Source organism: Azospirillum canadense (assembly GCF_025961225.1).
GTDB classification, from domain to species: Bacteria; Pseudomonadota; Alphaproteobacteria; order Azospirillales; family Azospirillaceae; genus Azospirillum; species Azospirillum canadense.
In genome coordinates this window covers 1,093,088-1,104,935 of sequence record NZ_JAOQNG010000007.1, presented here as the reverse complement: position 1 = coordinate 1,104,935, position 11,848 = coordinate 1,093,088, and the positions used below count along the sequence as shown (strand labels likewise).

General features: G+C 67.0%; 11 protein-coding genes. 5 read left to right on the top strand and 6 right to left on the bottom strand.

Annotated elements, in window-relative coordinates; all coding sequences use genetic code 11:
* Nucleotides 1-4: 4 nt before the first annotated feature.
* A complete protein-coding gene (locus M2351_RS32710) occupies nt 5-601 on the bottom strand; it encodes a PadR family transcriptional regulator (protein ID WP_264660166.1) in 597 nt (198 codons plus the stop codon).
* A gap of 228 nt (nt 602-829) precedes the next feature.
* Between M2351_RS32710 and M2351_RS32705 the strand changes: the two genes are divergently transcribed.
* Nucleotides 830-2,635 carry a chloride channel protein gene (locus M2351_RS32705; RefSeq protein WP_264660165.1) on the top strand — a complete coding sequence of 602 codons (1,806 nt, stop codon included), beginning with the start codon at nt 830-832 and terminating at the stop codon, nt 2,633-2,635.
* 27 nt (nt 2,636-2,662) lie between these two features.
* Here the strand turns inward: M2351_RS32705 and M2351_RS32700 are convergent, their stop codons facing one another.
* The 5 genes from M2351_RS32700 to M2351_RS32680 form a co-directional block, all read right to left on the bottom strand.
* Nucleotides 2,663-2,959: a CcdB family protein gene (locus tag M2351_RS32700; protein WP_264660164.1), complete on the bottom strand. Its 297-nt coding sequence runs from the start codon at nt 2,957-2,959 to the stop codon at nt 2,663-2,665.
* Nucleotides 2,959-3,213: a type II toxin-antitoxin system CcdA family antitoxin gene (locus M2351_RS32695; protein WP_264660163.1), complete on the bottom strand. Its 255-nt coding sequence runs from the start codon at nt 3,211-3,213 to the stop codon at nt 2,959-2,961. Before M2351_RS32695 ends, M2351_RS32700 begins: the two co-directional genes overlap by 1 nt.
* Before the next feature lie 197 nt (nt 3,214-3,410).
* Nucleotides 3,411-4,421, bottom strand: a complete 1,011-nt coding sequence (locus M2351_RS32690) for a sugar phosphate isomerase/epimerase family protein (protein ID WP_264660162.1) — start codon at nt 4,419-4,421, stop codon at nt 3,411-3,413.
* 2 nt (nt 4,422-4,423) lie between these two features.
* Nucleotides 4,424-5,173, bottom strand: coding sequence for a sugar phosphate isomerase/epimerase (locus M2351_RS32685; protein ID WP_264660390.1), 750 nt, complete (start codon nt 5,171-5,173; stop codon nt 4,424-4,426).
* A gap of 579 nt (nt 5,174-5,752) precedes the next feature.
* The gene (locus M2351_RS32680) at nt 5,753-6,685 is read right to left on the bottom strand and encodes a dihydrodipicolinate synthase family protein (protein WP_454464600.1); all 933 of its coding nucleotides are present in this window, start codon (nt 6,683-6,685) and stop codon (nt 5,753-5,755) included.
* A 146-nt stretch (nt 6,686-6,831) separates the two neighbouring features.
* Between M2351_RS32680 and M2351_RS32675 the strand changes: the two genes are divergently transcribed.
* From M2351_RS32675 to mmsB, 4 genes are all read left to right on the top strand, one after another.
* Nucleotides 6,832-7,860, top strand: coding sequence for a LysR family transcriptional regulator (locus M2351_RS32675; protein WP_264660161.1), 1,029 nt, complete (start codon nt 6,832-6,834; stop codon nt 7,858-7,860).
* 89 nt (nt 7,861-7,949) lie between these two features.
* Nucleotides 7,950-9,038, top strand: a complete 1,089-nt coding sequence (gene chvE / locus M2351_RS32670) for a multiple monosaccharide ABC transporter substrate-binding protein (RefSeq protein ID WP_319801954.1) — start codon at nt 7,950-7,952, stop codon at nt 9,036-9,038.
* Nucleotides 9,039-9,070: 32 nt separating this feature from the next.
* Nucleotides 9,071-10,639, top strand: coding sequence for a multiple monosaccharide ABC transporter ATP-binding protein (gene mmsA / locus M2351_RS32665; protein ID WP_264660160.1), 1,569 nt, complete (start codon nt 9,071-9,073; stop codon nt 10,637-10,639).
* Complete coding sequence (gene mmsB, locus M2351_RS32660; RefSeq protein ID WP_264660159.1) at nt 10,636-11,847, top strand: multiple monosaccharide ABC transporter permease; 1,212 nt, start codon at nt 10,636-10,638, stop codon at nt 11,845-11,847. Before mmsA ends, mmsB begins: the two co-directional genes overlap by 4 nt.
* Nucleotide 11,848: the final 1 nt, after the last annotated feature.

Genomic DNA, 11,848 nt, shown 5'->3' with positions numbered 1-11,848 from the left:
GGCGTCACGGCAGGCGTTCGATGCGCTGCGCCGCTTCGTCGAGGATGGAGACGGCCGCGTGCACGGTGTCCGTGTCGACGTCGTCCCGCCCGAGGCGGTGCATCAGCACGGCGCGCAAATTCTCCATGGCGCGGCGGATCGGCGCGCCGTCCGTGCGCTCGCGCTTCGTGGCCAGCGCGGCGAGCCGCGCGAACATGGCCTCCACCGCGTCCTTTTCCGTTTCCAGCTGCCTGATGCCGTCGTCGGTGACCGTGAAGGGCTTGCGGGCGCCTTCTGACTTGGCCTTCTCGATCTGGCCCATGTCCTCCAGCATCGTCAGGGTCGGATAGATGACGCCGGGGCTGGGCACGTAGCCGCTGCCGGTGAGGTCCTCGATGGCGCGGATCAGGTCGTAGCCGTGCCGGGGCTGGTCCGCGATCAACTTCAGCAGCACGAGCCGAAGCTCGGCCGATTCGAAGACGCGGCGCCGGCCGCCGCGCCCTTGGCGGCGTTCATGATGCCCGCGGCCGGGCTCGTCACCGTAACGGCCGCGGCCATGGCCGTGCGGGCCGGGGTGGTGATGGCGGGGCCAACTGCCGGGATGGTGCGGGAAAAATCGCATGTTGCGATGCTCCTTGGTTCAAAGATATAATTAAGATATATCGTAACCTATATTCGTTCAAGGCCCTGCCGGCCACGCGCCGAAGAATTGCCATTGCACGAGGCGCCGGAGCCGCTTAGATGCCGGTCGCCGCCTGCACCGGAGCCCGCCGCCCGTTCCGCCATGCCCCAGATCCCCACCCCACCCCTGGCCGCGAAGAAAAGCCGGAACAACCGCCGGAGCCCGCGGTTGCCCGCGGACGGCCGCCACGGTGGGCGGTTGCGCAGCCGCCTGTCGCTGCTGCGCGCCCTGGCCAGCCGGAACGTGCGCGACAACGACGTCGCCATCGTGGCTCTCGGGGTCGCCGCAGCGGCTGTGATCGCCACCGGCGTCGTTCTGCTGCAAAAGGCGGTGGCGCTTCTGCATTCGGTGCTGTTCGACCTTCCGCGCGGCGCCCACCTCAGCGCGGGGGTGGCCATCGGCCCCTGGCAGCCGCTGGTCGTTCCGGTGCTCGGCGGGCTGGTGCTGGGCCTTGCCGGCAGCTTCGCCCGGCGCCTGCGGGCGAAGGACATCGTCGACCCCATCGAGGCGAACGCGCTGTACGGCGGCGCCATGTCGCTGCTCGACAGCCTGCGCCTCGCCCTCTCGACGCTGATGTCCAACGCCGCCGGGGCGTCGGTGGGCATGGAGGCGGGCTACACCCAGGTCGGGGCGGGCATCGCGTCCACCGCCGGGCAGGCGGTCAAGCTCCGGCGCGCCGACCTGCGCATCCTCGTCGGGTGCGGCGCCGCGGCGGCCATCGCGGCGGCGTTCAACGCCCCCCTCGCCGGGGCCTTCTACGCCTTCGAACTCGTGATCGGCAGCTACACGCTTGCCGCCCTGGCGCCGGTGAGCCTGTCGGCCATCACGGCCGGCGTCATCACCCGCTGGACCAGCGGCAGCGACACCATCTTCGCCGTCTACGACGCCGTCAGCGTGGGGCCGAGCGACTACCCCTTCTTCGGCCTGATCGGCATCGGGGCGGCCGTCCTGGGCATCGCGACCATGAAGGCGGTGACGCTGGCCGAACGGCTGTTCCGGGCGGCCGGCATTCCCGGCTGGCTCCGCCCGGCGGTCGGTGGTCTGCTGGTCGGCGCGATCGCCCTGCTCTACCCGCAGGTGCTGGGCAGCGGGCATGGGGCCATCCAGCACAACATCGTCCTCGGCTACGGGGTGCCGGTGATGGCGGCCCTGCTGGTCGCCAAGGTCGTCGCCTCGGCCATCTCGCTCGGGTCCGGCTTCCGCGGCGGCCTGTTCAGCTCCTCCCTGTTCCTGGGCAGCCTGTACGGCAGCCTCTTCGCGACGGTCGTGGGCTGGCTGCTGCCCGACGTCGCCATCCACCAGACGGCCTTCATCCTGATCGGCATGGGATCGGTCGCCGCCGCCATCGTCGGCGCGCCGCTCACCATGGTCATGCTGGTGCAGGAGGCCACGGCCGACTTTCCGGCCACGCTCGGCGTCCTGACCAGCGTGGCGGTCGCGACGATGATCGTGCGGCGGCTGTTCGGCTACTCCTTCGCCACGTGGCGCTTCCACCTGCGCGGCCTGCCGATCCATGGCGCCCACGACGTCGGCTGGATCGAGAGCCTGACGGTGGGCCGGCTGATGCGCCGCGACGCCAAGAGCGTTCCGGCGACCATGAGCTTGGCCGGGCTGCGCCGCGCCTTTCCGCTCGGCAGCGCCAAGCAGGTCTTCGTTGTCGACGAAAGCGGGCGCTTTGCGGGAATCGTCACGCTCTCCGACGTGCACGATCCGACGCTGGAGGAAAGCGCCGACCAGCGCACGGCGGGGGACTTCGCCCGCTCGCAGGACGCCGTCCTGTTTCCGGGGCAGAACGTGCGCAGCGCCCTCAAGCTCTTCACCGACACCGAGGAGGAAAACCTTCCGGTCGTGGAGAGTGCTGCGAACAAGCGGCTGCTCGGCTACCTCACCGAAGCCTACGCCCTGCGGCGCTACAACCAGGAGCTTGAGCGCAAGCGCGCCGAAGAGCTGGGCGAGCGGAACCTCTACCGGTGAAGACCGTCCTGGCCCACGATCCGGACATCAGGCGCCGATCAGCATGTCCAGAGCCGCAACGATGGCGGTGTCTTCCGACAGGAGATTGCCGACCCAGGGGCCGAGTTCGGCATTTCGGACAGCACCGGCAAACTGCGTGACCATGACGTGCGGCTGCCCCTCGATGGTAAAGATCGGGTTGAGTCGGGCCGCTGGCCGCGGCGCCTCGTTAGGCGGCAACAAAGGCGCCACGAACCGGGTGTTGAGGTCGCGCAGAATGTTGGCTTGCAGGTCAAGCAGGTAACCGGAGCCATCAAGCCGGCGATGGACGTCGAAGCGCGCCATCAGTAAGGGCGGTGCTTGGCCAGTGGCAGACCGTTGGCCTCCACATAGGCGTTGGATGATTCCAACGCCGCGCGGTTTTCCTCCAGCCAGCGCTTGTCGCGCAGTTCGGCGATCTGCTCCGCCAGCCCGCGTTCACACGCCCGCGACACGTTGATGCCAAGGGCCTTGGCCTGCTCGAGCAGATCGCTGTTGAGGCTGACGTTGGTCGCCCGCTTCGGGGCGGAGGCATCGAACGGCAGGCGCGTGTCCGGCATCGGCTGCTCCATGATCATGCGCGTGCATTATGCGCATGATCATGGACAGGATCAATGGTCGGCCTCAGCCCGGATCAAAACGCCTCGATCAGCGTGCCGACCGTCAGATGCGACGCCGCACCGCGCAGCGTGGCTGTCTTTGATCATCGCGAGTCCTTCTGGGCGCCGTCTCCGGCGCCCGCATCAATGGGACCCGGTCAGTGGCTGTGGCTGAGACGCTCGATCTCGCGGTCGAGTGTCGCCAACCCTTCGCGCGCGATGTCGTAGGCGCTGGGCAGGCCCGGTTCCGGCTTGTCCTCGCCGGGAATCCAGAACTTCCGCCGCGTCAGGCGGAGAAGATTGGTGAAGGGCGGGACGGCGTTGAACACCTCGACCAGCAGCGGGCCGTGGTAGACCGGCAGGATCGGGCGCAGGAAGGTGCCCCAGGGGATCCAGCTGTCGTGCACCGCCCCGCGGTCGGGCGCGGAGATGTGCACGTAATGCAGCCGGTTCTGCGCCACCGCGGTGCGCACGTTGTCCTCAAAGACCAGCGGGCCGTTGCTGCCCAGCACCACATGGGCGCTGTCGATGGTCAGGCCGGTCTGTGCGGTCTGGACGCCCTGGAGGAAGTCGAGCACGTCCGACACCATGTTCGGCGCCGGCGTCTCCCAGTGATCGACCGGCTCGATGCCCAGCTTGACGCCCTTCTTCTCCGCGTACTCGCCCAGCTCCTGCAACACGGGGCGGGCCAGCTCGTAGCGGGGCTTCAGCCACTCCCGCAACGCGTCGCTCCAGATCGGGTCGCCGTCGTCCGTGGTCGGGAACACGCCGTAGGGGAAGACGAATGGCCCGGCCATGATGGAGTTGCCGCCGAGGACCGCGGTGATGTCCACGCGCGACTTCAGGTAGGCCAGCGCCCCCTCGCGCTGCTGCCGGTAAGGGGAGGTCGGGTCGAAGGTGCGCGTAGCGCCGACGTTGGTGGTGAAGCGCACGCCCTCCAGCCCGGCCTTGTCGAAGGCCCGCTTCATGCGGGTGTAGCTCTCCACCTCCGCCTTGTGGTTGGCGGTCTGCACCGGGTGGATCAGCAGGTCGAAGCCGGCGTAGCCCAGCTCGGTCATCGCCTTGATGTGGCGGATGATGACCTGGGTGTAGGCCTCGTCGTCCGGCTGCAGGTTCGCCGTGAACATGAAAAAGCTGAGGTTGATGTCCCTCGTCGGGTGTTTGCTCATGGTCACCACCCCAGCTGCTCGCGCAGGTACGCCCGCGCCATCTTGGCGTATTGCAGCGGGTTGGCCTTGGCCGGCTCCTGCTCCGCCTCGATCACCAGCCAGCCTTCGAACTTGGCCTCGGCCAGGATCGACAGGATTTCCGGGAAGTGCTTGTAGGAGCCGTCGCCCGGCACGGTGAAGATGCCGGCCTCGATGCCCTCCTGGAAGGACATGCCCTTGGCGTGCATGTCCTTCAGCACGCTCTCGCGGAAGTCCTTCAGGTGGATGTGCTTGATGCGGGTCGCGTACTTGCGCGTGATCTCCAGCGGGTCGGCGCCGCCGCAGTAGAGGTGCGCGGTGTCCAGCAGCATGAAGACCAGATCCGGATCGGTCGCCTTCATCAGCCGCTCGACCGCCGCCTGCTTCATCACGCCGGTGCCCATGTGCGGGTGGTAGCACAGGCGGCGGCCCTCCTCGCGGGCAATGCGGCCGATCTCGTTCAGGCCGGTGGCCAGCGCGTCCCACTGGCGGTCGTCGAAGATCGGGACGTTGGGGTACAGCGCCACCGGCAGCGGGTTGACCGCACCGCCGAACTCCGCCACCACAAGGTCAGCCTTGCGCGGGTCGTTCTCGTGGCCTTCCACCTGCTTGATGAAGGCCAACTGCTGGCGGACCTTTTGGATGGTCTGCTCCTTCATCGACTCGATGGTGAAGTAGGTGCTGACCCACGCCTCCGACACGCGCAGGCCGCGCAGGTCGAGCGCCGCCTTCAGCTGCTTCGGATCGGTCGATGCTTTTGCAGAAATCAGCGTTGCGACGACTCAACGACGCCCCTATCATTCGCGACAATGTTCATCCGCGCAGCGCCGTAAGAGTGACGGCCGGTGTCGAAGCGATTATTTGTTCCTTTCCTTGAGATTGGCGAAAGCAATTTCCGAAATGGAAGCAAAAAAGAGTTTCAAAATGCGTCACTGTAAGATTTCATGCTTTTGCGTGGATAATAATCGTCGCGCCACAAAGACGAGTCCGCGAGACCTTGGCGGCTCCGGCATTTATGTATACTTATGATTGGGACAACTGGACTGCCGCGCTGTTGACGGCGGCGGTGAAGGTAACGGTGCTGCGCGGGATTTGGGGCTGTCGCACGCGCGGGGACGCCCCAGGGCAACGTGCATCGGCGCGCGCCTCAGATTGAGGGGCGACGCTGGAAACTTGCTACCGGCCGTCCGGTCCGGCGAACGGGATGGGCCTGACGGCCAGACGGCCTTTTTGCAGCAGGATGAAGACGAACAGCAGCACGCCCGGGTTGAAGAATCGGGTCGGCAGCGGAGGCAAAGGCGACGCTCCCGCCTTCAGCGCCCCCAGCGCAGGACCAGCGGGTCGAGGCGGCGGGCGGCGTCGAGCAGGCCGGCGCGGCTGGCCGGGTGCGGGTCCGGCAGGGGGTGGCGCACGGAGTCGCAGGCGATGATGCCGCCCTCCTTCATCAGGATCTTGGCGGTGGCAAGGCCGCACTGGCGGTTCTCGTGGTTGATCAGCGGCAGCCAGCGCCCGTAGGCCATCACCGCCGCCTCGCGGTCACCGGCCAGGAACGGGTCGATGATCTGGCGGATGCCGTCGGGATAGCCGCCGCCGGTCATGGCGCCGGTGGCGCCGGCGTCCAGGTCGGCCAGCAGAGTGATCGCCTCCTCGCCGTCCCACGGTCCCTCGACGGCGTCGCCGCCCAGTTCGATCAGCCGGCGCAGCTTGGCGGCGGCCTGCGGCACCTCGACCTTGAAGTAGGAGATGTTGGCGATCTCCCGCGCCATGCGGGCCAGCAGTTCCGCCGGCAGGGTGGTGCCGCTGACCGGCGCGTCCTGGATCATGATCGGGATGTCGATGGCGTCGGACACCCGCTGGAAGAAGGAGACGATGCCGGCCTCGGGCACCCGGATGGTGGCGCCGTGGTAGGGCGGCATGACCATCACCATGGCGGCCCCCAGCTCCTGCGCGCGGCGGCTGCGTGCGGCGCAGGCGGCCGTGCTGAAATGGGTGGTGGTGACGATGACCGGCACCCGGCCGGCGACGTGGGCCAGGATGGTCTCCATCAGCAGCTCGCGCTCGGCGTCGGTCAACACGAACTGCTCGGAGAAGTTGGCGAGGATGCACAGGCCGTTGGAGCCTGCGTCGATCATGAAATCGACGCAGCGCTTCTGCCCGGCAAGGTCCAGGTCCCCCGCCTCGGTGAAGATGGTCGGAACGACGGGGAACACTCCCCGGTAAGGACGGACGCTGGAGGGCATGGCCATGGGATCCATCTCGTGCTGTGCAGCGCTGAATTTTGTTGACCACGCCAACGATAAGAGGCGTCCTGATAATCGTCCAATACGAATATCGGCGTCGGCGATATGGAATTTCGTATGTCGGCGGCGCCGCCCGATCGGAGACCCCGCCCGTGACCTCGCAACGGTTTCCGGCCAACTGGTTCCTGAAGGCCCGGCTGAAGCTCCGCCATCTCCAGCTGTTCACGGCGCTCGACGAGCAGCGCAACCTGCACCGCGCCGCTGCCAGCCTCAACATGTCGCAGCCCGCCGCCTCGAAGCTGCTGGGCGACCTTGAGGAGGCGCTGGGCATCGCGCTGTTCGATCGCCACGGCCGCGGCGTCGAGCCGAACTGGTACGGCAACCTGATGATCCGGCACGCACGGATGATCCTCAGCGAGTTGCAGGAGGCGGGGGACGAGCTGAACACCCTGCTGGCGGGGCACAGCGGCAGCGTTTCAATCGGAACGGTGATGGCGCCCGCGGTGGAACTGGTGGTGCCGGTGATCAACGCGCTGTCCCGCGAGCACCCCGGCCTGAAGATCGCTGTGGCAGTGGAGACCAGCGACGTGCTGGCCGAGCGGGTCCAGCAGGGTGTGATGGATTTCGCGATCGGCCGCCTGCCCGGACACGTCGATGCGTCAACCTTCGAATACCAGGAAATCAGCGGTGAGGAGCTGTGCTTCGTCTGCCGCGACAGCCACCCGCTGCTGCGGCTTGGCCGCACGCTGACCGCGGCCGATCTGGTGGACGCGACCTGGATCCTCCAGCCGGCGGGATCCCTGCTGCGCAGCCGGGTGGAGGCGCTGTTCCGCGCCGAGGGGGTTGCGCCGCCGCGCAAGGTGATCGAAAGCGCCTCCCCCGTCATCTCCATGGCGATGGTGGCGGAGAACGACTCGGTCACCGTGTTTGCCCGCGCGCTCGCCCGGGTGTTCTCCCCCAGCGGCTGCTGCACCATCATGCCGTTCCACAAGCGCTTCAGCGTCGAGCCCTACGGCATCTTCTGGCTGAAGGAGCGCCCGATGTCGCCGGGCGCGTGCACGGTCCTGTCCGCGCTGCGGGCGGCGTCCGACCAGACGATGCGCGGAGCGGCGGGAACGCCGCCCGCCGATCCATCCGGCGATACCAAAACGGATATGGATCACGCGAATAATCGTATTTGACAGTTATGGTCTTCCGACCGATTGCTAGACACATAAATTATTGTGTCGCCGGTCATTCCCGGTGCCGCGGAAAGGGAGGAAGTCCGTCCATGTCTTCATTCACGACCACGTTGTCGGGCACGCTGGCTGGCCTGGCCGTCGGGCTGCTCGCCCTGGCCGGCCCGCTGATGCCGGCCGCGCAGGCGCAGGACAAAGGCCTTGTGGGCATCGCCATGCCGACGAAGTCGTCGGCGCGCTGGATCGACGACGGCAACAACATCGTCAAGGCCTTTCAGGCCAAGGGCTACAAGACCGACCTGCAATACGCCGAGGACGACATCCCCAACCAGCTCGCCCAGATCGAGAACATGGTCACCAAGAACGCCAAGGTCCTGGTGATCGCCTCCATCGACGGCACGACGCTGACCGACGTCTTGCAGCAGGCCAAGGAGCGCGGCGTCAAGGTCATCGCCTACGACCGGCTGATCCGCGGGTCGGAGAACGTCGACTACTACACCACCTTCGACAACTTCCAGGTCGGCGTGCTGCAGGGCAGCTACATCGTCGACGCGCTGGGGCTGAAGGACGGCAAGGGGCCCTTCAACATCGAGCTGTTCGGCGGCTCGCCCGACGACAACAACGCCTACTTCTTCTACAACGGCGCCATGTCGGTGCTTCAGCCCTACATCGACAGCGGCAAGCTGAAGGTGGCGAGCGGGCAAATGGGCATGGATAAGGTCTCCACCCTGCGCTGGGATCCCGGCACCGCCCAGGCGCGCATGGACAACCTGCTGAGCGCCTATTACGGCAACAAGCGGGTGGACGCCGTGCTGTCGCCCTACGACGGCCTGAGCATCGGCATCATCTCCTCGCTGAAGGGGGTCGGCTACGGCTCGCCGGCGCAGCCGATGCCGGTGGTCACGGGCCAGGACGCGGAGGTGCCCTCGGTCAAGTCGATCCTGGCGGGCGAGCAGCGCTCCACCGTCTTCAAGGACACGCGCGAACTCGCCAAGGTCACCGCCGACATGGTCGACGCGCTGATGAACGGCGGCACGCCGCAGGTCAACGACACCAAGACCTACGACAACGGCAAGAAGGTCGTCCCGGCCTACCTGCTGAAGCCGGTCACCGTCGACGCCTCCAACTGGAAGCAAACCCTGGTCGACAGCGGCTACTACAAGGAAAGCCAGATCCGATAAGCCGCGCCTTGCAAAAATTCCAAGGAAGCGTGATGGACAGCATCCAGGACATGCCCATCCTTGAGATGAAGGGCATCAGCAAGACGTTCCCGGGCGTCAAGGCGCTGGATAACGTCAACCTGTCGGTCCGCGAGGGCGAGATCCACGCGCTGATCGGCGAGAACGGCGCCGGCAAGTCGACGCTGATGAAGGTGCTGAGCGGCGTCTACCCGCACGGCAGCTTCGAGGGCGACATCCGCTTCCGCGGGGAGCCGGTCGCCTTCCGCGGCATCGCCGACAGCGAGCGGCTGGGCATCATCATCATCCACCAGGAACTGGCGCTCGTCCCGCTGCTGTCGATCACCGAGAACCTGTTCCTCGGCAACGAGCAAGCAACACGCGGTGTCATCGATTGGGACGCCTCCACCCTGCGGGCGCGGGAATTGCTGCGCATGGTCGGGCTGCACGACCCGCCGGAAACGCTGATCACCGACATCGGCGTCGGCAAGCAGCAGCTGGTGGAGATCGCCAAGGCCCTGTCCAAGGAGGTCAAGCTGCTGATCCTGGACGAGCCGACCGCCAGCCTGAACGAAAGCGACAGCGACGCTCTCCTGGACCTGCTGCTGCAATTCAAGGCGCGCGGCATCTCCTCCATCCTCATCTCGCACAAGCTGAACGAGATCGCCAAGGTCGCCGACCGCGTGACCATCCTGCGCGACGGCACGACGGTGGAAACGCTGGACTGCCGCGAGGCCGCCATCAGCCAGGACCGCATCATTAAGGGCATGGTCGGGCGCGAACTATCCGACCGCTACCCCAGGCGAACCAGCGCACCCGGTGAGGTGCTGTTCGAGGTGAAGGGCTGGAACGCCGACCACCCGGCCCACCCCGGCCGACGCGTGGTCAAGGACGTCAACCTGACGGTCCGCCGCGGCGAGGTGGTGGGCATCGCCGGCCTGATGGGCGCCGGCCGCACCGAGTTCGCCATGAGCCTGTTCGGCCGCTCCTACGGCCGCAACATCCGCGGGCAGGCCTTCCTCGGCGGGCGGGAGATCGACGTCTCCACCATCAGCCGGGCCATGGCCAACGGCCTCGCCTACGCGACGGAGGACCGCAAGCAGCTGGGCCTCGTGCTCGACAACGACATCCGCCACAACATCACGCTGGCGAACCTGCCCGGTGTAGCGAAGCGAGGCGTCATCGACCACGAGCGCGAGATCCAGGTGGCGGAGGAGTTCCGCCGCCGGCTGCGCATCCGCTGCTCCGGCGTGTTGCAGGAGGCGGTGAACCTGTCCGGCGGCAACCAGCAGAAGGTCGTGCTCAGCAAATGGCTGTTCGCCGACCCGCAGGTGCTAATCCTGGACGAGCCGACGCGCGGCATCGACGTCGGCGCCAAGTACGAGATCTACACCATCATCAACCAATTGGCGGCCGAGGGGCGGGGCGTCGTCCTGATCTCGTCGGAGATGCCGGAGCTGCTGGGCGTCGCCGACCACATCTACGTGATGAACGCCGGTGAGATGGTCGCGGAGATGCCGGCGGCCGAGGCCAGCCAGGAAAAGATCATGCGGGCGATCATGCGGTCCGGAGAGACGCTGATGTCCGGGGAGGTCTCACTATGAGTGCCGAAATCAACCTGCCGGCGCGCGGCTCGCGGCAATCCGTCGGGCGGTTCGTGAAGGCGCACCTGCGCGACTACGGCATGCTGCTGTCGCTGGCCGCCATCGTGCTGTTCTTCCAGTACATGACCGACGGCACGCTGCTGCAGCCGCTGAACCTGACGAACCTCGTTCTCCAGAACAGCTACATCGTCATCATGGCGCTGGGCATGCTGCTGGTGATCGTCGCCGGGCACATCGACCTGTCGGTGGGGTCCGTCGTCGCCTTCATCGGCGCGCTGGCGGCCATCCTGATGGTGCGGCTCCACCTGGATTTCGTCACCACCACGCTGCTGTGCCTGCTCGCCGGCGCGGCGATCGGGGCGGTGCAGGGCTTCTGGGTCGCCTACCTGCGCATCCCCTCCTTCATCGTCACGCTGGCCGGCATGCTGGTCTTCCGCGGCCTGTGCCTGATCCTGCTGGCCGGCCAGTCGGTCGGCCCCTTCCCGGTGGAATTTCAGCGCCTCAGCTCCGGCTTCATCCCCGACTTCCTGGCGCTCGACCTGTTCAACGTCGGCAAGTTCCACATCACCAGCCTGCTGCTGTGCGGCGCCCTGGCCTTCGCGTTGGTCGTGCTCAACCTCGCCGCGCGCCGGCGCCGCCACGCCGTGGGCATCGAGCAGGAGCCGCTGGCGCTGTTCGCGGTGAAGAACCTCGCGCTGGCGGCGGTGCTGGTCTATGTCGGCCAGCTGATGGCCTCCTACCGCGGCCTGCCCAACGTGCTGATCATCATGAGCGTGCTGATCGCGCTCTATGGCTTCGTGACGCGCAACACCACGGTGGGGCGGCGGGTCTACGCGCTGGGCGGCAACGAGAAGGCGGCGCGGCTTTCGGGCATCGACACGCGACGGCTCAGCTTCTACACCTTCGTCAACATGGGGGTGCTGGCGGCCCTGGCCGGGCTGATCTTCGCCGCCCGGCTGAACACGGCGACGCCCAAGGCCGGCGTGTCGTTCGAACTGGACGTGATCGCCGCCTGCTTCATCGGCGGCGCCTCCGCGTCCGGCGGTGTGGGCCGGGTCACCGGCGCGGTGATCGGCGCCTTCATCATGGGCGTGATGAACAACGGCATGTCGATCGTGGGCATCGGCATCGACTGGCAGCAGGTCATCAAGGGCATGGTCCTGCTCGCCGCCGTCACCATCGACGTCTACAACAAGAACAAGGCGTGAG